The sequence below is a fragment of the Microcoleus sp. D2_18a_B4 genome, from assembly GCF_036702475.1.
Classification (GTDB): domain Bacteria; phylum Cyanobacteriota; class Cyanobacteriia; order Cyanobacteriales; family Microcoleaceae; genus Microcoleus.
Window position 1 is genome coordinate 25,931 of record NZ_JAUBTL010000021.1, and the last position, 20,935, is coordinate 46,865.

The 20,935-nt window shown below is 48.1% G+C and carries 21 protein-coding genes and 1 riboswitch; of the genes, 9 read left to right on the forward strand and 12 right to left on the reverse strand.

The features are described from left to right. Positions 1–41: 41 nt before the first annotated feature. Positions 42–1,232 carry a cysteine desulfurase family protein gene (locus tag QUB04_RS14415; protein ID WP_333285228.1) on the forward strand — a complete coding sequence of 397 codons (1,191 nt, stop codon included), beginning with the start codon at positions 42–44 and terminating at the stop codon, positions 1,230–1,232. A 562-nt stretch (positions 1,233–1,794) separates the two neighbouring features. Beyond that, on the forward strand, positions 1,795–2,451 hold the full coding sequence (locus QUB04_RS14420) for a hypothetical protein (RefSeq protein WP_333143339.1): 657 nt from the start codon (positions 1,795–1,797) through the stop codon (positions 2,449–2,451). A 71-nt stretch (positions 2,452–2,522) separates the two neighbouring features. Here the strand turns inward: QUB04_RS14420 and thiL are convergent, their stop codons facing one another. The 4 genes from thiL to QUB04_RS14440 form a co-directional block, all read right to left on the reverse strand. Next, positions 2,523–3,578, reverse strand: a complete 1,056-nt coding sequence (gene thiL / locus QUB04_RS14425; RefSeq protein ID WP_333285230.1) for a thiamine-phosphate kinase — start codon at positions 3,576–3,578, stop codon at positions 2,523–2,525. Between the two features lie 32 nt (positions 3,579–3,610). Then, positions 3,611–3,925 (reverse strand): hypothetical protein, encoded by a 315-nt coding sequence (locus QUB04_RS14430; protein ID WP_333058575.1) that lies wholly within the window; start codon positions 3,923–3,925, stop codon positions 3,611–3,613. A 344-nt stretch (positions 3,926–4,269) separates the two neighbouring features. Next, positions 4,270–5,394 (reverse strand): peptidylprolyl isomerase, encoded by a 1,125-nt coding sequence (locus QUB04_RS14435; protein ID WP_333285335.1) that lies wholly within the window; start codon positions 5,392–5,394, stop codon positions 4,270–4,272. An 89-nt stretch (positions 5,395–5,483) separates the two neighbouring features. Further along, positions 5,484–6,758, reverse strand: a complete 1,275-nt coding sequence (locus tag QUB04_RS14440) for a transposase (protein WP_333285231.1) — start codon at positions 6,756–6,758, stop codon at positions 5,484–5,486. A 36-nt stretch (positions 6,759–6,794) separates the two neighbouring features. Here QUB04_RS14440 and QUB04_RS14445 point away from each other — a divergent pair, with 36 nt between their 5' ends. The 4 genes from QUB04_RS14445 (at position 6,795) to QUB04_RS14460 (ending at position 9,243) form a co-directional block, all read left to right on the forward strand. Beyond that, positions 6,795–6,941, forward strand: coding sequence for a DUF6290 family protein (locus QUB04_RS14445; protein WP_333285233.1), 147 nt, complete (start codon positions 6,795–6,797; stop codon positions 6,939–6,941). Between the two features lie 563 nt (positions 6,942–7,504). Continuing rightward, on the forward strand, positions 7,505–8,062 hold the full coding sequence (gene efp, locus QUB04_RS14450) for an elongation factor P (protein ID WP_333058573.1): 558 nt from the start codon (positions 7,505–7,507) through the stop codon (positions 8,060–8,062). Positions 8,063–8,262: 200 nt separating this feature from the next. Continuing rightward, positions 8,263–8,820 (forward strand): acetyl-CoA carboxylase biotin carboxyl carrier protein, encoded by a 558-nt coding sequence (gene accB, locus QUB04_RS14455; protein ID WP_333285235.1) that lies wholly within the window; start codon positions 8,263–8,265, stop codon positions 8,818–8,820. Positions 8,821–8,850: 30 nt separating this feature from the next. Beyond that, positions 8,851–9,243 carry an ArsR/SmtB family transcription factor gene (locus QUB04_RS14460; protein ID WP_006631662.1) on the forward strand — a complete coding sequence of 131 codons (393 nt, stop codon included), beginning with the start codon at positions 8,851–8,853 and terminating at the stop codon, positions 9,241–9,243. A 269-nt stretch (positions 9,244–9,512) separates the two neighbouring features. Here the strand turns inward: QUB04_RS14460 and QUB04_RS14465 are convergent, their stop codons facing one another. The 5 genes from QUB04_RS14465 to cobG form a co-directional block, all read right to left on the reverse strand. Next, on the reverse strand, positions 9,513–10,283 hold the full coding sequence (locus QUB04_RS14465; protein ID WP_333285237.1) for a GerMN domain-containing protein: 771 nt from the start codon (positions 10,281–10,283) through the stop codon (positions 9,513–9,515). Positions 10,284–10,707: 424 nt separating this feature from the next. After that, positions 10,708–11,790 carry a photosystem II q(b) protein gene (psbA, locus tag QUB04_RS14470; RefSeq protein WP_333070606.1) on the reverse strand — a complete coding sequence of 361 codons (1,083 nt, stop codon included), beginning with the start codon at positions 11,788–11,790 and terminating at the stop codon, positions 10,708–10,710. 228 nt (positions 11,791–12,018) lie between these two features. After that, positions 12,019–12,729, reverse strand: a complete 711-nt coding sequence (locus tag QUB04_RS14475) for a precorrin-2 C(20)-methyltransferase (RefSeq protein WP_333285239.1) — start codon at positions 12,727–12,729, stop codon at positions 12,019–12,021. After that, complete coding sequence (locus tag QUB04_RS14480) at positions 12,726–13,355, reverse strand: precorrin-8X methylmutase (protein WP_015176091.1); 630 nt, start codon at positions 13,353–13,355, stop codon at positions 12,726–12,728. The genes QUB04_RS14475 and QUB04_RS14480 overlap by 4 nt, the downstream gene beginning before the upstream one ends. Positions 13,356–13,509: 154 nt before the next feature. Next, complete coding sequence (cobG, locus tag QUB04_RS14485; protein ID WP_333285242.1) at positions 13,510–15,087, reverse strand: precorrin-3B synthase; 1,578 nt, start codon at positions 15,085–15,087, stop codon at positions 13,510–13,512. 8 nt (positions 15,088–15,095) lie between these two features. Beyond that, positions 15,096–15,175, reverse strand: a riboswitch (adenosylcobalamin-variant (AdoCbl-variant) riboswitch). A gap of 230 nt (positions 15,176–15,405) precedes the next feature. Between cobG and psbA (QUB04_RS14490) the strand changes: the two genes are divergently transcribed. Beyond that, positions 15,406–16,488 (forward strand): photosystem II q(b) protein, encoded by a 1,083-nt coding sequence (gene psbA, locus QUB04_RS14490; RefSeq protein ID WP_333060032.1) that lies wholly within the window; start codon positions 15,406–15,408, stop codon positions 16,486–16,488. Between the two features lie 443 nt (positions 16,489–16,931). Here the strand turns inward: psbA (QUB04_RS14490) and fabF are convergent, their stop codons facing one another. The 3 genes from fabF to QUB04_RS14505 form a co-directional block, all read right to left on the reverse strand. Further along, a complete protein-coding gene (gene fabF, locus QUB04_RS14495; protein WP_333285244.1) occupies positions 16,932–18,185 on the reverse strand; it encodes a beta-ketoacyl-ACP synthase II in 1,254 nt (417 codons plus the stop codon). 97 nt (positions 18,186–18,282) lie between these two features. Continuing rightward, positions 18,283–18,537 (reverse strand): acyl carrier protein, encoded by a 255-nt coding sequence (gene acpP / locus QUB04_RS14500; RefSeq protein ID WP_333104466.1) that lies wholly within the window; start codon positions 18,535–18,537, stop codon positions 18,283–18,285. Positions 18,538–18,828: 291 nt separating this feature from the next. Further along, on the reverse strand, positions 18,829–19,140 hold the full coding sequence (locus QUB04_RS14505) for a hypothetical protein (protein WP_333285246.1): 312 nt from the start codon (positions 19,138–19,140) through the stop codon (positions 18,829–18,831). 145 nt (positions 19,141–19,285) lie between these two features. On the opposite strand from QUB04_RS14505, the gene QUB04_RS14510 reads away from it, so the two are divergent. Beyond that, on the forward strand, positions 19,286–19,408 hold the full coding sequence (locus QUB04_RS14510; protein ID WP_333285248.1) for a hypothetical protein: 123 nt from the start codon (positions 19,286–19,288) through the stop codon (positions 19,406–19,408). Positions 19,409–19,652: 244 nt separating this feature from the next. Continuing rightward, positions 19,653–20,558 carry a CoB--CoM heterodisulfide reductase iron-sulfur subunit B family protein gene (locus QUB04_RS14515; protein WP_333285251.1) on the forward strand — a complete coding sequence of 302 codons (906 nt, stop codon included), beginning with the start codon at positions 19,653–19,655 and terminating at the stop codon, positions 20,556–20,558. Positions 20,559–20,935 lie beyond the last annotated feature (377 nt).

The following is a 20,935-nucleotide window of genomic DNA, read 5'->3' on the forward strand; positions in this document are numbered from 1 at the left end:
GTCATTAGTCATTAGTCCTTAGTCATTAGTTATTTAAAATCATGCAAATTTACCTAGACTATAGTGCCACAACACCCGCACGCCCAGAAGCGATTCAAGCCATGCAAAAAGCCCTGACTCAGCAGTGGGGCAATCCTTCCAGTTTGCACGAGTGGGGACAAAGGGCGGCGACAGCTTTAGAATTAGCAAGAATGCAGGTTGCTAGCTTGATTAACGCGCTACCGGAATCGATGATTTTTACCAGTGGTGGCACTGAAGCGGACAATTTGGCAATTATGGGAATTGCCCGTCTTTATACAAAGCCGCAGCATATTATTATCTCCAGCGTAGAGCATTCCGCAGTAGCAGAACCGGCGCGACAACTCGAACAGTTGGGATGGGAAGTGACGCGGCTACCAGTGGATAAATTTGGGCGCATTCACCCTTTGGATTTGCAAGAGTCGCTGCGATCGAATACAGTGTTAATTTCAATCATTTACGGACAAAGCGAAGTTGGGACGATCCAACCAATTGAGGCATTAGGACAAATTGCTCGCGATCGCAATATCATGTTTCATACCGATGCAGTTCAAGTTGCCGGCAAGCTGCAAGTTGACGTGCAAAAACTGCCCGTAGACTTGCTTTCCCTTTCCAGTCACAAACTTTACGGGCCGCAAGGTGCGGGGGCGCTTTACGTGCGTCCGGGAGTAGAATTAGTGCCAATGTTAGGCGGTGGTGGCCAAGAATTGAAACTGCGTTCCGGGACACAAGCGCTGCCGGTAATTGTCGGTTTTGGGGTGGCGGCGGAGTTAGCATTGCAGGAAATTGATGTGGAAACGCCGAGGTTAATTGGATTGCGCGATCGACTTTTTGACCGATTATCCCACGTACCCAGTTTAGTACCAACTGGCGATCGATATTGTCGGCTACCGCACCACGTCAGTTTTTGCATAGTCTCCCCTTCCTCCCGCCCTTATCAACAAAGAGATACAGGGCGAATCACAGGCAAAACTCTGGTGCGGCAGCTAAATTTAGCAGGAATTGGCATTAGTTCCGGTTCTGCTTGTAGCAGCGGCAAACTAACTCCCAGTCCGATATTATTAGCAATGGGATATGACGAAATCGGTGCAGTTGGTGGAATTCGCTTGACTCTAGGGCGAGAAACCACAGAAGCTGATATTGATTGGACAGTAATTGCGATCGAGCAAATTTTGGATAGATTAATGCCAAAGGTAGCATTATCTAGACGTTAGCATGAAAATATGCGGTTAAAATTCCAAATAAACCGGGTGTTTACGATTTTTATCGACTGTAATGAAGTATCTCCCAAAAACCCGGTTTCTGGCCACCCGCGCACAATCCAAATAATCTTTCATACATCCTGTAGGGGCGGGTTCACCAACCATAATTGCCTGAAATAAACAATCTAAAAAACCCGCCCCACCCAACCAACAATCATCATTTACATTTGGGCGATGCGAGGCAAATTTTAGGTTGACGTGGGTTATAGGTGGTGGCAGGGCGGGTTTATATAGATGGTTGGTAATTGTTATATATGGTTGGCGAACCCGCCCCTACAAAATATGGTAAAATTATGCTAAAATAAATACCGATGTTATTCACAACTCCCCAAGAATCATCATTTACATTTGGGCGAGGCGAGGCAAATTTTAGGTTGACGTGGGTTATAGGTGGTGGGAGGGTGGGTTTATATAGATGGTGGGTAATTGTTATATATGGTTGGCGAATCCGCCCCTACAAAATATCGTAAAATTATGCTAAAATCAATTCCGGTGTTATTCACAACTCCCCACAATGGAAGAAAACCGCGCCCAAGCCTATCTGCAATTAATTCACACTCTCCTGAATTGCCCCAACGGAGAGGAACCGCAGATTTTACAGGATAACTCCGAATTACTCGATCGCGGATTTATGGAAACCTGCGAGTTAGTAGCATCAACCTTAGCAGAACAAGGAGGGGAGAATGGCGCTAATTTCCTGCGAAATCTAGCCAGTCAGCTATGGCCACTCATCGAGATGAACGATCAGGGCAATAGCGAGAACTCTCAAGGCGAAAATTCCCAAGAGTATGCAAATTTTTTCATTGAATTATTGCAAGCAGAACAAGATAGCAATAGCGATATTGCAGTAATTTACCCAATGCTAGAGCAACGGCAACATCTCCTGAATGCCAGTTTTTCCGAGACTTTACAGCAAGTAAGTCAGAAGTTAATTACTGGCGAAAATGCCCCAACAATTAGCTCAATTATCGGTCTGATTGAAAATTTGAGTAGTCATATTAGTGAGTTTCCGAGTGGGAATAAAGGGAATAATATTGAAATTGCCATTGCGGGTTATCAAATAGTTTTAAATAATCGGGAGCCCGGTAGCGAAAAATGGACGCAAACCCAAAATAATCTGGCTACTGCTTACAATAACAGAGTCAACATTTCGGGGGCGGAAAATCTGTAACGGGCAAAAACCAGGCGGTTGAAACCGCCTCTACACAAACCAAGTCCGCCTATGCGGACAAGCGAGATAATTCAAAAGTGTTGAAATCCTCGATCGAGCTTTAATATAGCATCAGGATAAACACCGGTGCTATCAGTCAACCAGATATCGATGCTCTCAGTAGTGATTCCCACAATCGCGGCTGCGTTTCCTATTCTTTCCACTAATAACTGAGCATTTGTGATCGGCAAAAACAGCACTAACTCGAAGTCTTCTCCGCCGTATAATGCCCAATCTAAAGCTTGTTCTGGTGATCCAATTTCGCTGAAAATATCGGGAATTGGTATTTTTGTGCGATCGACTTTTGCGCCAACACCGCTAGCCCGACAAATTTGAATAATAGCATCTGCTAAACCGTCGCTACTGTCCATTCCGGCGATTGCAATTGGGGATGGAACCCCCCCCGGCCCCCCCTTAGCAAGGGGGGGACTGAGGGGGGGTTCCATCGCGCCTTCGGAAGCTAATATTTCCCAAACAACCGGCAAAACATCCAGCCTCGGTTTAGGGCGCTGATGAGCGAGAATTAAGGAAGCCCGATCGACCTTTTCCAGATTTTGCCCGAATTCTGGATTTAACAGCAATTCTAATCCCGCGCGCGATGCTCCGTGAACCCCAGTAGCGACAATCGCCCAGCCCGATCGCGCATTTGACCGACTAATGGTACGATCGCACTCAACTTGTCCAAAAGCCGTAATCGCCACAGTCACCACGGGCGATCGCACAACATCGCCACCGACGATCGGCGTATCATATTCTTGCAAGCAAGCCGTCATCCCCCGATAAAACTCTTCAACCCACTCCACAGCCGTATCCCCCGCCACAGCGAGGGCTACAGTCACCGCCAGAGGTGTTGCTCCCATCGCAGCCAGATCCGACAAATTCGCCGCTGCGGCGCGCCATCCTGCGTAATAAGGCCCCGTAGTGCGATCGCTAAAATGCACTCCATCCACCAACATATCTGTAGTGATAGCCAGAGATTGGTTGGGATTTGTCGGAACTACGGCGCAATCATCACCCACTATTTCTGCGGGGCAGAATTTTTGCAATATTCTTAAAAGACCTTGTTCACCGATATCTTTAACTTGCATAATTTGGAATTAGTCGATCGCACTTTCTCAATTCACCATTCCTTACCAGAACTCGGCGGCAAGCGCAACCTAGGAAACCTATAAAAAGTATCTCCTTCATCATCTACCTCTAAAACCGCCGAAAAAATCTTAACTTGCCGAGTTAAATACTGCTGAGCAACTTCAGCCTCAACCCTAGCACTAGCAGCCAGTTGAATCAGCGAAATTTGACTGTTTTGAGTTTCCAACAACTGATAAAAAGCCTCATCCAACCGCTGCTTTTGCTTGTTTTCATTCACATTTTTGACAATCAACAAACCTGCGAAGCCGCCCAAACCCATTACCAATAAAAATTGTAAAATAGCCATATTTTCGATGGAATTCCTAATTTCAATAACGTAACTATAGCGGTTCTCAAGCGTGGTGAGGTATGCCCTATGCCCTATGCCCTATGCCCTATGCCCTATGCCCATGAGTACCTCATCTTTCTGAGAAAGGCTATATAAAAATTATCTCTTCTTCCAGCATGATTCCGGCGGGCTTTGTCTGTGTAAAAGTGATTTCAATCGCCGTTACCTTGCTTTATTTAGAAAAGATTTCAATGCCTGTCACTATTGATTTTTTCAGCCCGCGCAGGCGGGCTTTGTTTCTGTAAAAGCGATTTCAATCGCCGTCACTTTGGTGTCAAAGCGATTTCAATCGCCCTCATTAATTAAACTTGAGGTCGCACCAAATTTTCGATTCCTTTAACTACCTTAGCAGATACAATCTTGTCTCCCTGCTTCAGTTGCTCCAAAACTTCTTTTCCTTCAATCATGTAACCAAAAACAGCATAGCGGCCGTCCAACAGATTCAGACCAGCGGGCGTGAGTTCAGGTTCAAACAAGAAAAAGAAAAACTGAGAAGAAGCGCTATCAGGGTCAGTTTCTGTACGGGCCATTGCCACAGTACCGAAAGCAGAAAAAGGCAAAACAGGTTCGTCGCGATAACGCCCCGCATCTTCTAGAGTAATCCCGTAAATAGGTTCTTTTTCCTCCCTGACGAGCACTTCTAGCGGTATATTCCGGTATTTGCCAGTAGCTGGGTCAATAAAACCCTCTTCCTTGCCTTCGGGGTCTCCCGTTTGCAAAACGTAGGATTCTTCCGATCGAATAAACGGCAAACCGTCATAAAAACCTCGATCGACTAAATCCACAAAATTACCAGCCGTAACCGGGGCGCTGTAGCCGTCAACCACAACAGTAATTTCCCCTTTTTCAGTTTGTACAGCCACAGTAGCGCGCCCTTTCAGTTGAGGCAGATTAGCATACTTGGCAGGCACTTCAAACGGAAACTTTGTCACCATCAACTCTTCGATTTCGCCTACCGAACCCAGGATTGTGGCTTTCAAGTCAATCACTTTGTCCCTGTTTTTAGCCTCAACAGCCTTTTCCAGTTGAGCAACTTTCTCCTTGACTCCTGCAACTAGCGCCTCAGCTTCCGGCTTTTTGGCGTCAGGAATACTCTCTAAAAGGTCAGATTCCCGAAGGTTGAGAATCCTGGAAGCCTTGCTGACATCGCTGCTAATGGGCCCCCAACGTTTAGATCGTATGTGGTTGCCAATGTCTTCGAGACTGATTTGCAAATCTCGCACAGTCTGATTGTCAATAGGTAAAGCGAAGCGCAGCAGCGCCCGGCCGTCCGTAATCGCATTCCCTGCAGGCATACTGCTACTGGGGCGTTTGGCATGGGAGACTGCACTGAAACTCAGGGAGAGAGTGAACAGCAAGAGCGCTAAAGCGACGGTTTTGACCCAGCGCTTGCACGTATCGATCGAGAAATTAGGCCAATGCAACATAACTTTAACTTTGATTGCCTCTCTTATCTTCCCACAGCGCTGCCCGCCCTCTAAGCTGCTACCCATGTGAACTACTCCCGACGCTGATGCTACGCATACAGCGCAGGCTTCTCTAGACCTTTCGGCTTTCGAGCTTTTTTGAGTGAGGCGAGTCCCAACCCCACTTTTTTGATCAGCACTCCAGAGTTTGTATCGCGTGGCATTTGGTTCCCACAATAAGAACAGGAATGCCACCGATCTGACAGCTCTTTCGGTACTCGGTTCAAGCAGATACAGCAATGCTGACTGGTGCCAGTTGGGTTTACCTTAATCGTTTGCTTCCCAGCTTTTTCAGCTTTGAAAGGTAGGATTTGGTTGACAAACTGACCTATTCCAGCATCAGCAAAAGACTTGTTCAGTCCTGACTTTGCGGCTTGCCCATTGGGTAAAAACGTTCCATCTGTATCCTGTTTTGGCTTGCAGCGCTTCATCATATTGGCGACGTTTAGATCCTCGGTGAAGATCACATCAGCCTTTGAAAGTAGAAGGTTAGCCGTTTCACAATGAAACTGATAGCGCTGTCTTGCTATCTTCTGATGAAGCCTTGCAATCCGCTGATTCAATCGCGCTCCTGCAACGCTACCCTTTGGGCGCAACTCTCTCTTCTGTTGCAGCAAGGCAAGCTTCGATTCAGCCGCTCTCAGGTGACGAGGATAGTCGATTAAATCTCCTTCCGAGTCTGCAACAAAGTACTCTAGCCCCATATCAATTCCAATCGAGTTATCCCAGTCGGGAACAACATCAACGGTTTGTTCTGGCACAGATTCATCTTGCAGGCTGAGCGTCACATACCAACCATCTGCTTTGTGAGTCAGAATGGCTGACTTAACTTCAAAACCTTCTGGTAGCGGACGATGCCAAACAACCTTAACTGCTCCGATTTTGGGCAGCTCGATTTTGTTGCCGTCAATCCAATCTATCGAAGCTTGAGGGTAGGTGAAACTGTGGTATCGGTTTGCGCCTTTGAATCTTGGCTTCCCTGATTTCTTGCCGTTGCAGTCCCCTTTTAGGTATCGGTCAAACGCGAGCTTAACCCGCTTCACCATGTCCTGAAGCACCTGAGAATGAATCTCTTTGTACCAGGGTCTATCCTGCTTCAAGCCGACCAGAGAACGCTTCTGCCCATAGTATTCGGGCTGCTCTCTGGTTTGGGCGATACTGCAAACCAACGGGCAGGAATTGACTGCACACCGATTCGACTCCCACCAGTCAAACCTATCTGCGAGCATCCAGTTGTACTGATGTCGCAACATATCAAGCCACCTGTTGAGCGTAGCCTGCTGGCTTGAGGTCGGAAGTAATCGGTACTGATATGCAAGTCTCATGATAAGATTATAGCATATTGCTACAGTATTGCTACCATGTCACAAATCAGTATTAGGTTGCCGGAACGAGAGGTTGAGCATTTGCGAAAGTACTGCGAGTTGACCGAGCGAACACAGAGTGATGTTATTCGTGAGTTGCTAAGAAAATTGTCAATCTCCGGGGTGTTGAACCCCATCGATTGACGCGCCTCTCATCCCGACGCTGACCTGCTGAGTACAGGTACAGCGCGGGGCTTCCCGTCTAATATCTAAAGTGTCTGTTGGTTTGGCTGGGGAGGGAGTTGCCCACTAGCAACAGTCAATCGATTTTAGATTTTAGATTTTAGATTTTAGATTTTAGATTGACCCCACGGATAAATTCGGGGGCTTGTTGATCGGATACAGGTTTTTTATTTCTGGACGGATGAATCCGGGGGCTTGTATCCTGGATGCTTTCGGTCAACTGACAACCGCCCACTGCCCCCTGCCATTAACATTTCAGTACAGCACTTGCTCCCTTTGAACGGTAAAATAAAATGCCAATTGCTTTTTGATGCCGTCAGCTAGACTGCGGCTTTAACCTGACCCGCTCAAAAACGGATACAATCCCCAGACTCCTGTCGTGGAGAGATCAAAATTTTAGACCAAGGTTCAATCTCCCAAATTCATCTGTGGAGTAGATCTAAAATCTAAAATCTAAAATCTAAAATCGACTGACTCTAGTTCCCCCGTGCCCAAAGGCGACGGGATTGCCCACAAAAATTTATATGATCTCTAGTAACGACTTTCGACCAGGTGTTTCAATTGAATGGAATAACGGCGTGTGGCGGGTTATCGAATTCCTCCACGTCAAGCCAGGAAAAGGCTCGGCTTTCGTGCGGACCAAATTAAAAAACGTCCAAACCGGAAACGTAGTAGAACAAACCTTCCGGGCGGGCGAGACTATGCCTCAAGCCAACCTGGAAAAGAGTGTGATGCAGCATACCTATAAAGAGGGCGACGAGTTCGTCTTTATGGATATGGAAACTTACGAGGAAAGTCGCCTCAATGCTAAGCAAATAGGCGATCGTGTCAAGTACCTCAGTGAAGGGATGGAAGTCAGCATCCTGCGCTGGAACGACCAAATCATGGAAGTGGAACTCCCCAACTCTGTCGTCTTGGAAGTGCTGCAAACCGATCCCGGAGTCAAAGGAGATACTGCCACTGGTGGCAGCAAACCCGCGATCGTCTCCACCGGAGCTCAGGTTATGGTGCCTCTATTTATTTCCATTGGAGAACGGATTCGGATTGATACTCGTGAAGACAAGTACCTCGGTCGAGAGTAGAAACGAGGGAGGAAAAGGGAGTTTTTAGTTTTTATTTCTGAGTTATGAGTTAAAGAAGTTAAAATTCAATACTCATCGCTCACAGCTTAAGAACTATCCCTTTTGCCTCCAAAATCGGTGAATTCTCCTAGCGTCGCCTGATTCGGAATTTTCAATTTTCAATTTTCAATTTTCAATTCTCAATTACCCTTGAATCTGCTGTGCAACTAGACTTAAACCAGCTTTGTGACCTGCTAACTGTATTAGACAAAACTGGCATTTCGGAACTGACATTAAAAAGTGGGGATATTGAACTGACAGTACGCAAAGGCATTCTGGCAAGTTCACCAGGCACCTCTGCGGCGCTCCCTGCTGCCGTGGCGACTGTCGCTCCGATCGCGTTGGGCGCGGTTCCTAGCCCCACCTTAGCGTCACCTCCTGCTGTTGACCAAAATTTAGCAGCGGATCTGGCTGCCCCTGTACCCGTCGCCCCTGTCGCCGCACCTGCTGCCGTACCTGCTTCTGTAGATACGAAATGGGTGCCAATTATCTCGCCGATGGTAGGAACCTTTTATCGCGCGGCTGCTCCTGATGAGCCACCTTTTGTCAATGTGGGCGATCGCATCAAGGTCAGCCAGACAGTCTGTATTATCGAAGCGATGAAGCTGATGAACGAGATCGATGCTGATGAAGTCTCCGGTCAAGTGATGGAAATTTTAGTTCAAAATGGCGAACCTGTCGAATACGGTCAAGTGTTGATGCGAATTAATCCGGATTGAAGGATTACTTTATTGTTATGGACAGAATAAATGCTAATATTTCCCGATCACTTCTCTCCGGTGAGTTTGATGAAGTCATCCCAGCCTGTCCCGCAAGAGGTTGTGCAACAAGTTGCTGAGTATTTCAGTATTTTGAGCGAACCCATGCGTTTACGAATTTTGAACTTGCTTCGCGACGGCGAAAAATGCGTGCAAGAATTGGTGGAAGCTACTCAAACGAGTCAAGCCAATGTTTCTAAGCACCTAAAACTAATGCTCCAAGCTGGTATCCTCACTCGCCGGAGTGAAGGAACTTCAGCTTATTATAAGGTGCAAGACGAGCTAATATTCGAGCTGTGTAATATGGTGTGCGATCGGCTTGCCAGCCGGATCGAACAGCAAGCCCTACACTTTCGGGCATTTAGTCTAACTACGAAGCACTGAAAATTAGTTCTCAGCCCCCAGTCAATCGATTTTAGATTTTAGATTTTAGATTTTAGATTGACCCCACGGATAAATGCGGGGGCTGGAGGATTTTAGATTTTCGATTTGGGATTGATTCCACGGATAAATCCGGCGGCTTGTACCACCTTTGAAATTCGTGGTCATTAGTCATCAGCCATGAGTCATCAGTTATCAATCCCTACTCTCTGCCTTCAGACCGATGACTAATGACTCCTAACTAATGATTTCTAACTAATGACTCATAATTACTAAAGGGGAAAATTTTTGTCAAAACTTTGGCGGGTACTCGGCTGAGCCACCTCCAAACCTTCGCCCCCTAAAAGTTCTAAAGGCTTGCCTTCTACCGAAATCCAAACCTTGGTATTCGGTTGTAAACTCGTAGCCGTATAGATAACTTGCCCTAACCGGCCAGTCATCGAATTGCTCCCTCCCCCGGAAGTAAATTCTGCCGACAAATCGACATAAACTCCGTCATTCTTAACACTCAAACCCCTGAGTTTTGTCCCATTAGGAATTTCGCTAGAAACAGTTGCATCCTTTGGCCCAGCCAACAAACTGTTAAAAGCAGCTTGTAAAGCTGCATCAGGCTTGTCAGCTTGTTTGACAGCTACTTTCGTAGGAACTCCCTCAAATTTGCCGATCGCATCTTTAACCCAGTAGACTTGCACTGTCTGGACATCAGTCTGCGGCAAAGGCTTTGGCTGCGGTGACTTGGGCACCAGAGCGTTAGGCGTCTGAGCTGTAGGCGTCTGAACCTGCGGCGTCTGAACCTGTGGCGTCTGAACCTGTGGCACTTGTACAGGATTTGGAGGGGGTACGGGGATAATTACAGCAGGAGATTCCGCAGGACTTGGGGACAGCGGCGGAGCCGTAGTTTGAGCAGAAGACTGCGTATCTGCGGGGGTTGGCGAACGGTTCGCTGTCCACCAGGCAATGCCCCCTCCCGCCAGTAAAGCCAACCCGCAAACACCCGCAATGACGGATGTGGAGACGCGGCGTACTTCTTGTCCATCTTTCATAATACAAATTCTCCTTACAGATAGAGCGCTTGGGACGGTGAGGAGCGACTCCCGATCAGCTACATTTGTCTATGGTTAGATTCTGGAATTGACACAATTGCATTGCTGCTAGCGAACACTTTATAGCAAGCCCAACATATTCTGAATCCGACTATGGGAATCCTAGACCATAATATAAGATTTCGCCCGTGGAGTATGTCACAGTATCTCGATCGGCCTAGTGGCTATATTCTATAGTAATCATAAAAAATTAAAGAATAAAGGAAGAAAAAATAAGTAAAAAGCAAGAAGGAAGGCAACGGAGGTAAGGGGGGTTACGGATTTAAGGGATTTAACGGATAGAAACAGCTCTAGAAAAATATTTTCCCCAAACAAAAAGCGCCCCTATTTCTAGGAGCGCTTTTTGTTAATCAAAAGCTAAAACTTAGCCATTGATAGAAGGAGCAACCAAAGCTACTGGAGTGACTTCACTAGCAGCCAAATCAAGCGGGAAGTTGTGAGCATTGCGCTCGTGCATTACTTCCATACCCAAGTTAGCGCGGTTGATGACATCAGCCCAAGTATTGATAACGCGACCTTGAGAGTCGATAATCGATTGGTTGAAGTTGAAACCGTTCAAGTTGAAAGCCATCGTGGAGATACCCAAAGCGGTAAACCAGATACCGACAACTGGCCATGCACCTAACAAGAAGTGCAAAGAACGGCTGTTGTTGAAAGAAGCGTATTGGAAAATCAAACGACCGAAGTAGCCGTGGGCTGCAACGATGTTGTAGGTTTCTTCTTCTTGACCGAATTTGTAACCGTAGTTTTGCGATTCGGTTTCGGTTGTTTCACGAACCAAGGAAGATGTTACCAAAGAACCGTGCATGGCGGAGAACAAGCTACCACCGAAGACACCAGCAACTCCCAACATGTGGAAGGGGTGCATCAGGATGTTGTGCTCGGCTTGGAACACGATCATGAAGTTGAATGTACCGGAGATACCCAAGGGCATACCGTCAGAGAACGAACCTTGACCAATTGGGTAGATCAAGAATACTGCGGTGGCTGCTGCAACTGGTGCAGAGTAAGCGACGCAGATCCAAGGACGCATACCTAAGCGGTAGGACAATTCCCATTCACGACCCATGTAGCAGAAAACGCCAATGAGGAAGTGGAAAATTACCAATTGGTAAGGGCCGCCGTTGTACAACCACTCATCGAGGGAAGCTGCTTCCCAGATTGGGTAGAAGTGAAGACCAATTGCATTCGATGAAGGAACAACAGCACCTGTGATGATGTTGTTACCGTACATCAAGGAACCTGCTACTGGTTCGCGGATGCCGTCGATGTCCACTGGAGGAGCAGCGATGAAGGCGATGATGTAGCAGATGGTGGCGCTGAGCAAGGTAGGAATCATCAAGACTCCGAACCAACCTACATAAATGCGGTTGTCGGTGCTTGTGACCCACTCACAAAAGCGTTCCCAGACGTTGGCGCTTTCGCGCTGCTGTAAGGTTGTTGTCATTTGTTTATGATTGCTTTATTTGGTTTTCAATGTTCGTGACGGCTTTGTGTTCCGCCATGTAAATAAACATAAAGCATATTCTAAGGTTTGTAAAGTATTTTAACAACAGATTAACTGATGTAAGTTATAAGGTTAAGTTATCAATATGAAGAAAACAGGATAAAGAGGTAAGAATGCACAAAAAAGTAGGTAAAGCCTGGAAGCGCGTCGCCTTCAGGCATGGAAATATTAAGATACAGACTTTTGCTGGCTAGGTATCATAATGAGAGCCCAATAGGGAACTTCAGCGGGCTCGACATCTGCGATCGCCCGAATTCGCTGATTCGGCATAGTTGCGCGTTCTATATACAATGCTCGATCGAACTGTCCCAACCCAATCAGCACGTCCCGGACTTTCGCAAAATGCCTCCCCAGCTTAATAATCACAGCAGCATCAACAACCGCCAGTCGATCGCGCAAAACCTCAGTATCCAGCGTCGCAGGCATAATACTTAACACATCGTTACGATAAGTCAGCGGCACTCCCAACGCAGCCGCACTCGCCATTGTCGAAGAAATTCCCGGCACAACTTCAGTGGTAAATCTCGCCGACAAACGGTTGAATAGATACATAAACGAGCCGTAGAGAAAAGGTTCGCCCTCACATAGCACTGCCACATCCTGTCCCTCGCTCAGATGTGCGGCAATTTTCTCGGCAGCAATATCATAATAAGGTTGAGACGATCGCGTCGGACTAAAAGGCAGCGGCATCGGAATCTCAATTTGCTCCGGGCGCAGATAATCTGCGACGATCGCCCGCGCCAGCACCTTACCATTTTCCATCGCCGGATAGGCAATCACCGGCACCGATTGCAAAATCCGATAAGCTTTCAATGTGATCAATTCTGGATCGCCAGGCCCAATACCCAAACCGTACAATTTACCAGTAGCCTTAGTCATAATTCATCCTTTTTCGCTAACGCATTCACGGCCGCCGTTGCCATTGCACTGCCACCGCGTCGCCCGTGCAACGTAATAAATGGCACTCCCCGACTGTTGGCAGCGAGTTCGGCTTTGGATTCGGCAGCCCCCACAAATCCTACCGGGAAACCCAGAATTAAAGCCGGTTTGGGTGCTCCGGCATCCAGCATTTCCAGCAGTCGGAACAAAGCAGTCGGGGCATTGCCAATTGCCACAACCGCACCCTGCAAGTTATCCAGCCATAAATCAAGCGCCGCAGCCGATCGAGTATTTCCCATTTGCCGCGCCAACTCCGGGATTTCGGAATGCCAGAGGGTGCAAATCACCGGATTGTCAGCCGGAAGGCGTTTGCGAGTGATGCCTTCGGCCACCATCCGGGCATCGCACAGGATGGGCGCACCTGCGGAGAGGGCTTGGCGTCCGCAGGTGGCTGCACCGGGGGAAGCGGCTAAATCTGTAACAATATCGGTCATGCCGCAACTGTGAATTAGTCGCACGGCTACCGATTCTAAATCGGGCGGCAAGCTTGACAAATCTGCTTCGGCTCGAATTGTGGCGAAGGATTTGGTGTAGATTTCTGTTCCGTCTCGAATGTAGTCAATCATTGTTTAAAACTGCTATGGGAATTTTGTGGGATTTGTGAAATAGATTTTTTGAATGAACCGCGAAGGCGCGAAGGACGCGAAGGAAGAAATATCAAGAGAGATAGGAAGAGAAATGCTTAAAATTTGTCGGTTTTCATGGGATCTTTTTTCACTTTCAATTCCGATTTTCGGCGCTCAACAACTCCTGCAATTTGTCGATCGCCCACCGATCGACAAACTCACCAAAGGACTCCAAAGGCTCTCGAAACCGCTGATATACCTGCAACATTCGCTCGATCGCACCGGGCATCTCGACCGCACTCACCGCCGGAAAAATTGGTCGCCCAAAGGGCAAATCTTTTCTACCCGCATAAATGTCGTAACCTTCGATCGTCTCGTCTCCTCGCTCAATCTGAATTCCCACCAGCGTGATATCAAGTGGCTGGTGCTGGGCGCAGGACTTTTGGCAACCGCTGAAATGAATGTTAATCGGCAGGTCGATCGTCAATTTTTGCGCTAAATCCCTCGCCATTGCTAGGGCGTGACTTTGAGTATCTGTCGCCGCCGACGCACAGCCGCTGCTGCCGGCACAAGCCACCAAGCACGAATCTAGGCGCGTCGCCGACGAGTGCAATCCCAAATCGGCGATTTGCTGTTTCACCTCAAAAAGCTGGGAGTTGGGGATATCAGAAATCAACAGATTTTGCCACGGCGTAAGTCTCAGGGTACCGCTGGCTAGATTTTGGGCTAAATTTGCCAAATTCCGCAGTTGCTTTGATTCTAGCCTACCCAGAGGCAGCGCAATTCCCATGTAGGATAAATCCGACTGTCGCTGAGGGTGGATGCCGAGATGTCGGTGATTGGGGAGGGATTTTTCAGATGAGTCGATCGATCGGGCGGGCAAGAGGCCCACCCCACAAGGAAATTCACTCTTTGTGGAACAGGCATCTTGCCTGTTTTTGGGAAATGTGCAAGATGTGAATTGCCATAAAAATGGTAAATTCTGCTGTACCCTTTCTAGATAATTTTCAGCGCCCCAATCTGCCAGCAGGTGACGCAAACGCGGTTTTTTGCCATCAATTCGAGGTCGATTTTTGGTGTATTCAAGATAGGCGCTAGCCAGGGCGGCTAATACTGAAATACATTGCGATTCTGGGATTAAAATTCCTGTATCGCCGTTTAAATGCAGCCGAAAAAAGATTTCTGATTGGGTTGAAAGCCCTTCAGCAGCTAATAAAATATCGTTGCGTAAAGCCTGGATCGAAACCGATTCTCCGCCGTCGAAGCCAATACTGAACTTAGGCGAAAGTTCCGACAATTCGGGATGTGTTTGCAGATAATCATCCCAAGCTTTGACTAGCGGGCGAGTATCCAGTAACTGCTGGCGATCGATCCCTGCTGTCGGGCTTGCCATAATATTGCGAATCGGGTCAACTTCAACGCGGCGAGAGGCTATCCCCAATTCCTGCAAGCGGTTCCAGACTTCCGGGGCAATTTCCGAGTTCACTTCTCGGATTTGCAAATTTGCCCGATTTGTCACTTGCAAACAGCCGGTACTGTATTGATCAGCCAAATCGGCGATCGTCCGGCACTGCTGCGCGTTTAAAATTCCCCCCGGAATCCGCATTCTCGATAAAACTCCGTCTCGGGCTTGGGAACCGTAAAATAAACCCGGACAAGTCGGCAAATCAGTCAAAGCTAACAAATAATCTCCTCCCCGTGCTACGCAGGGAATCCAAAAGTAAACGCCCACAAAGCGCCCCCGAAATCGGCATTCTGACTTTTACAGTTGCGGCACAGCGCCGGAATTGCACCGGACTTTCCCGCTTTCAGGTTTTAGAAAGGTATCACGACCTGACCCACAGAAAGCAAAACCCTCAACTTTCTTAACAAAACTTCTGGCGATGGCGTCGCGCCCCGCAAGCTACGCCCCTGTCTCTGGTTTCATCAGCTTTCCTAATAACCCTCATCAGTTTAACTGTCCTCAAACCCCTTTACAAACGTTAACAATACCGTTAATAATAGAAACATCATCCGAACATTGACAACCAAATACAGCAATCATAAAACCATGACAACAACCTTACAGCAGCGCGAAAGCGCCAACGTCTGGGAACGCTTTTGTGAGTGGGTCACAAGCACCGACAACCGCATTTATGTAGGTTGGTTCGGAGTCTTGATGATTCCTACCTTGCTCAGCGCCACCATCTGCTACATCATCGCCTTCATCGCTGCCCCTCCAGTGGACATCGACGGCATCCGCGAACCAGTAGCAGGTTCCTTGATGTACGGTAACAACATCATCACAGGTGCTGTCGTTCCTTCATCTAACGCGATCGGCTTACACTTCTACCCAATCTGGGAAGCAGCTTCCCTCGATGAGTGGTTGTACAACGGCGGCCCTTACCAATTGGTAATTTTCCACTTCCTCATTGGCGTTTTCTGCTACATGGGTCGTGAATGGGAATTGTCCTACCGCTTAGGTATGCGTCCTTGGATCTGCGTCGCTTACTCTGCACCTGTTGCAGCAGCAACCGCAGTATTCTTGATCTACCCAATTGGTCAAGGTTCGTTCTCTGACGGTATGCCTTTGGGTATCTCCGGCACATTCAACTTCATGATCGTGTTCCAAGCCGAGCACAACATCCTGATGCACCCCTTCCATATGTTGGGAGTTGCTGGTGTCTTCGGTGGTTCTTTGTTCTCCGCCATGCACGGTTCTCTCGTTACTTCTTCTTTGGTTCGTGAAACAACCGAAACCGAATCGCAAAACTACGGTTACAAATTCGGTCAAGAAGAAGAAACCTACAACATCGTTGCAGCCCACGGCTACTTCGGTCGTTTGATTTTCCAATACGCTTCTTTCAACAACAGCCGTTCTTTGCACTTCTTGTTAGGTGCATGGCCAGTAGTCGGCATCTGGTTTACCGCTTTGGGTATTTCCACGATGGCTTTCAACTTGAACGGTTTCAACTTCAACCAATCGATTATCGACTCTCAAGGTCGCGTTATCAATACTTGGGCTGATGTCATCAACCGCGCTAACTTGGGTATGGAAGTAATGCACGAGCGCAATGCTCACAACTTCCCGCTTGATTTGGCTGCTGGTGAAACAACTCCCGTAGCTTTGGTTGCTCCTTCTATCAACGGCTAAGTTTTAGTCTAGATTGACAAAAAGCGCTCCTAGAAATAGGGGCGCTTTTTGTTTGGGAAAAAAAGATTTTTAAAGTTCTCCTTCTGTTAACAAACTAAGTGATATCAAGTCCGCTTGAGTAGTTGTCATTCTGAGTTTTGAAGGAACTGAAGAATCTCGCCCTTTCGGCAATGCCCTTACTTTGTTGCGCTTGACTCATGACAAGTAAGCGTTTTGAGTCAAGCGATCGCCCGGACCTGATATGAGCAACGGCTAATCAAAAAATAGAATATCCAGAACCCCGCAGCAGTTACAGTGTTGCGGGACTCTAACGTGCGATCGCATTTTAGGTTGAGTTAATTTGATTTACTTAATAGCCGATCGCCTCATCTAAAATTTATCTAAAAATTAAAAGGTGAAAAATTAATTTTTCACCTTTTAACTCTCGACTTTCAAATTACCTGTTACTGAACAAACTTCTTGAATGCCAGAGTCACGTTGTGGCCGCCAAATCCAAAAGAATTCGACAGCGCCACATCAACTTTTAGATCGCGGCTTGTATGAGGAACATAGTCCAAATCACACTCAGGATCTGGGTTTTCCAGATTGATTGTCGGCGCGATTTTGTCATTGGCGATCGACATTACCGTCGCCACCGCCTCAATTCCCCCAGAACCGCCCAAAAGATGACCGGTCATTGACTTGGTAGAACTAATTGCTACTTTGTAAGCGTGGTCTCCCAAAGTCTGCTTAATCGCTTTTGTTTCAGTAGAATCGTTGGGAAGCGTGCTCGTGCCGTGAGCGTTGATATAGCTCACTTGATCCGGCGTCAAACCCGCATCCTTGAGCGCTAAAGCCATCGCGCGCGACGCACCGTTCCCCCCCGGTACCGGAGAAGTCATGTGATACGCATCGCAAGTTAAACCGTAGCCGACGATTTCTGCGTAAATCTTCGCGCCACGCGCCAGAGCGTGTTCCATTTCTTCTAAAATCAGAATGCCAGCACCTTCGCCGACGACAAAACCATCACGATCGCGATCGAACGGACGAGAAGCATGAGTCGGGTCATCGTTGCGAGTCGAAAGCGCCCTCGCCGCAGCAAAACCCGCCACGCACAAAGGTGTCACCGCAGCTTCTGTACCGCCGCAAATCATTGCTTGCGCGTAACCCGCCTGAACTAAGCGAAACGCATCGCCCACGGCATTTGACCCGGCAGCGCAGGCCGTCACCGTGCAAGAGTTGGGCCCTTTAGCGCCCGTGTGAATCGCCGTCAGGCCCGCGGCCATATTCGCAATCATCATGGGAATCATAAACGGGCTGCATCGATCGGGGCCGCGAGTCAGATATATCTCTTGCTGGTCTTCTAAAACCTTCAGGCCGCCAATGCCAGTGCCCAGAATGACACCCACCTGTTCTGCGTTCAGGTCGTTAATCTCAAACTTCGCATCAGCAAGAGCTTGCTTGCTCGCTGACACCCCAAATTGAGCAAAGCGATCCATCCGCTTTGCTTCCTTGCGCTCTAAATAGTCGTGTGGGTCGTAACCCTTCACCTCTGCGGCAAAGCGGCAGTCGTGCCGCGACGGGTCGAATAAGGTGATCGGGCCTATACCATTCTTCCCGGCAAGCAACCCGTCCCAATATTCAGACAAGGTATTGCCGATCGGTGTAATCGCGCCGAGACCCGTGATAACAACGCGCTTACGCTCTAAATTTGTCATGATTTCAGTTTCAAAAAATTAAACACCCAGAACGCAGAACAAAAGAGGAGTTTCCAGTTTTCTAACTTCTCTCCTCTTAGGGGAAAAGACAGGTATTTTATGCTTTTGGAGCTGCAAGTTGGCTGCTGATGAAATCTACAGAAGCTTGAACCGTAGTAATTCCTTCGGCTGCTTCGTCGGGAATTTCAATATCAAACTCTTCTTCCAAGGCCATGACCAGCTCTACTGTATCTAAGGAATCTGCTCCTAAATCGTTAGCAAAGTTGGCTTCGGGCTTGACTTCGCTTGGATCGACTTCCAATTGATCAGCCACAATTTTCTTGACTCTAGCAAAAATGTCGTCTTGACTCATAACCTCGTGTCCTCATTGGTTGCTGCGTATCTAATCTTATCCGAAAGGGGGATCGGCAAGAGAAAGGGTGGCCGCTTTTCTAAGTGACCCTCTGTGTAGCGAGTGGGCCGTGGGCATTGGTGTCTACTTAAGGACTTTTATGGGGCACAGTGGCTCGTACATAGGAAAACAACAAGTATGCTGAAATGCTTTTTGAGTTTCGATAACGTTTGACATGAGCTGCAGGCAAAAGGCGTAGCCTTTTGCCTGCAGCTCGATGGAAGGGCTAGAGCGCTCTTCGTGGAGCATTGCCTATGGCTGATCCTGCGCCTTGCAGGACTCGCTAACCCTCACGAAGATTAGGCTTTGCCCCTTATGGAATCCGATGCAAACCTCCCACTCGGAACCGCATTCGCCCCACATGGGAATGACCGCCAGATCGCCGCGGCCACCCCACTTTGCCTCGTAGTTATCTCCGCCGTCTTTTAAGTACGGCGGTTTAACATGGTTGTAGTTGCCACCGCACACAGGGCAAAGCAAATTTCTTGCTCCATTACCCCAGCCCGCGTCTTCATTTTCAATCGAAGGCAGGATTTCTTGATTGGGTCTTGGATCTGACTTCATGGCATCTCCCGATCTTGCGCTGCATGCTATTCTATCGCTATGGGTCAGAGTTTGGCACGCGGGGAGGTGCGGCTATGATTCTGCACTCGAACCAAACCGAGTGGGCTGAATTGGCCGGGCTTGGTGCTCAGATGGAATTGTGACGATGAGACAGCGGTTTGGCGCGCATGAAGACATTGCCAAAGCAGTCTTAGTTCTGATCGCTTCAGACTCTGCTTACATTTTGGGCGTTGTAATTGCGGTTGATGGTGGTATCAGCCAACTTTAATCTAAGTGAGTATTTCTAAACATTGCCTGAATGTTTGCATCATAACTGATGGCGTATACCTCCGTTCCGAGTGCAAGCGCTTGTTAGGTGTACGCCAATATAGCCAATGTTTTTGAACCCTTTGTAGTCAATAAATTGTCTAAAACTGGGTAAGGATAGAAGAGGGGAAACGAAGCAGGAAGCATCCCGACCTCCACCGCTCTCGTTTCTTGTCCCTTGCCTTTTCTCCCCAGCAGAAACGACTATGCCATCCCCAAATCTCAAATATGCTTACTTTCCCGGTTGTGTTGCCCAAGGGGCCGCCCGTGAACTTTACCTGTCTACCCAAGCGCTGACTCAAGCGTTGGGGATTGAACTGGTGGAACTAAAGAAAGCTTCCTGCTGCGGTTCTGGCACTTTCAAGGAAGATTCGCAGTTACTCGAAGATACTGTCAACGCCCGCAATATTGCTTTGGCTGAGGAACTGAATCTGCCTTTGCTGACGCATTGCAGCACTTGTCAAGGGGTCATCGGTCATGTGGACGATCGCCTCAAGGAATCTCAGAAAACCGATCCCAACTACATAGAAAAAGTCAACGGTTTACTAAAAAAACAAGGCTGTTCGCCTTATCAAGGCAGTACCGAGGTGAAACATCTGTTGTGGGCGATCGTTGCAGATTACGGGCTCGACGAGGTGCAGAAGCGAGTCACCCGCAAGCTTTCGGGTTTGAAGTGCGCGTCTTTTTACGGGTGCTACCTGCTGCGAGCTCAGGATAAGCTGCTTTACGATGACCCGCACCAACCGGAATCGATGGAAAATGTGTTTCGCGCGATCGGGGCAACTCCGGTTTATTATCGAGGGCGGACGCAGTGCTGCGGCTGGCCGTTGGCGAGTTATGCCACTAACCAATCTTTTCAGATGGCAGGCAAACATATTCAAGATGCTCTTGACAATGGGGCTGATTGTATGGTAACGCCTTGTCCTCTCTGTCACTTGAATTTGGATTCGCGGCAGCCGGAGGTGGAAAAAGTAATCGGGCGCAAGTTGGGTTTGCCCGTGTTGCATTTGTCACAATTGGTGGCTTTGGCTGTGGGTGTGGAGCCAAAAAAACTAGGGCTCGATCGACATATTGTTTCAACTAAGCCCGTGTTAGAAAAATTAGGCTTTTAGTCGATCGATTTGCGCGGCTTGGTAGTAAGGACTTTACTCCTTTCTAATATCAAATCCCGTTAGAGCGGAATTATACCCGAGTGCTAGCGGGACGATCGATCGCGCTCATACACTCTTGAGTTGATAGAAGATACCGTCCACAATTTGTCGTTTTGTCCCCAGAGGTGGTCTAGTCTTCTTCTTGTGGGGCAGCAATCGCGCTGCGGAGTTATCACCCGTTGTTGGTGAAGTTGCTCGACAATGCCAGTTATTTCTGATCTTAGCTCGTCATCAGAGAGCCCAAATGGGTTCTTTAAGCTATTGACACCACCAAAAGATGAAGCGGTCTAACGACGGGGGCTTCAGCGAACGGCGTTGCACGGTGGCTACACCACTGA

What these genes read in the sequence shown, in the direction of transcription:
- QUB04_RS14510 (WP_333285248.1), top strand. Translation starts at nt 19,286, where the DNA reads ATGAGACAGCGGTTTGGCGCGCATGAAGACATTGCCAAAGCAGTCTTA.
- QUB04_RS14460 (WP_006631662.1), top strand. Translation starts at nt 8,851, where the DNA reads ATGCTAATATTTCCCGATCACTTCTCTCCGGTGAGTTTGATGAAGTCA.
- QUB04_RS14430 (WP_333058575.1), bottom strand. Translation starts at nt 3,925, where the DNA reads ATGGCTATTTTACAATTTTTATTGGTAATGGGTTTGGGCGGCTTCGCA.
- QUB04_RS14440 (WP_333285231.1), bottom strand. Translation starts at nt 6,758, where the DNA reads ATGAGACTTGCATATCAGTACCGATTACTTCCGACCTCAAGCCAGCAG.
- psbA (WP_333070606.1), bottom strand. Translation starts at nt 11,790, where the DNA reads ATGACAACAACCTTACAGCAGCGCGAAAGCGCCAACGTCTGGGAACGC.
- QUB04_RS14505 (WP_333285246.1), bottom strand. Translation starts at nt 19,140, where the DNA reads ATGAAGTCAGATCCAAGACCCAATCAAGAAATCCTGCCTTCGATTGAA.
- QUB04_RS14415 (WP_333285228.1), top strand. Translation starts at nt 42, where the DNA reads ATGCAAATTTACCTAGACTATAGTGCCACAACACCCGCACGCCCAGAA.
- efp (WP_333058573.1), top strand. Translation starts at nt 7,505, where the DNA reads ATGATCTCTAGTAACGACTTTCGACCAGGTGTTTCAATTGAATGGAAT.
- acpP (WP_333104466.1), bottom strand. Translation starts at nt 18,537, where the DNA reads ATGAGTCAAGACGACATTTTTGCTAGAGTCAAGAAAATTGTGGCTGAT.
- QUB04_RS14445 (WP_333285233.1), top strand. Translation starts at nt 6,795, where the DNA reads ATGTCACAAATCAGTATTAGGTTGCCGGAACGAGAGGTTGAGCATTTG.
- QUB04_RS14480 (WP_015176091.1), bottom strand. Translation starts at nt 13,355, where the DNA reads ATGATTGACTACATTCGAGACGGAACAGAAATCTACACCAAATCCTTC.
- psbA (WP_333060032.1), top strand. Translation starts at nt 15,406, where the DNA reads ATGACAACAACCTTACAGCAGCGCGAAAGCGCCAACGTCTGGGAACGC.
- fabF (WP_333285244.1), bottom strand. Translation starts at nt 18,185, where the DNA reads ATGACAAATTTAGAGCGTAAGCGCGTTGTTATCACGGGTCTCGGCGCG.
- QUB04_RS14515 (WP_333285251.1), top strand. Translation starts at nt 19,653, where the DNA reads ATGCCATCCCCAAATCTCAAATATGCTTACTTTCCCGGTTGTGTTGCC.
- QUB04_RS14465 (WP_333285237.1), bottom strand. Translation starts at nt 10,283, where the DNA reads ATGAAAGATGGACAAGAAGTACGCCGCGTCTCCACATCCGTCATTGCG.
- thiL (WP_333285230.1), bottom strand. Translation starts at nt 3,578, where the DNA reads ATGCAAGTTAAAGATATCGGTGAACAAGGTCTTTTAAGAATATTGCAA.
- QUB04_RS14420 (WP_333143339.1), top strand. Translation starts at nt 1,795, where the DNA reads ATGGAAGAAAACCGCGCCCAAGCCTATCTGCAATTAATTCACACTCTC.
- QUB04_RS14475 (WP_333285239.1), bottom strand. Translation starts at nt 12,729, where the DNA reads ATGACTAAGGCTACTGGTAAATTGTACGGTTTGGGTATTGGGCCTGGC.
- QUB04_RS14435 (WP_333285335.1), bottom strand. Translation starts at nt 5,394, where the DNA reads ATGTTGCATTGGCCTAATTTCTCGATCGATACGTGCAAGCGCTGGGTC.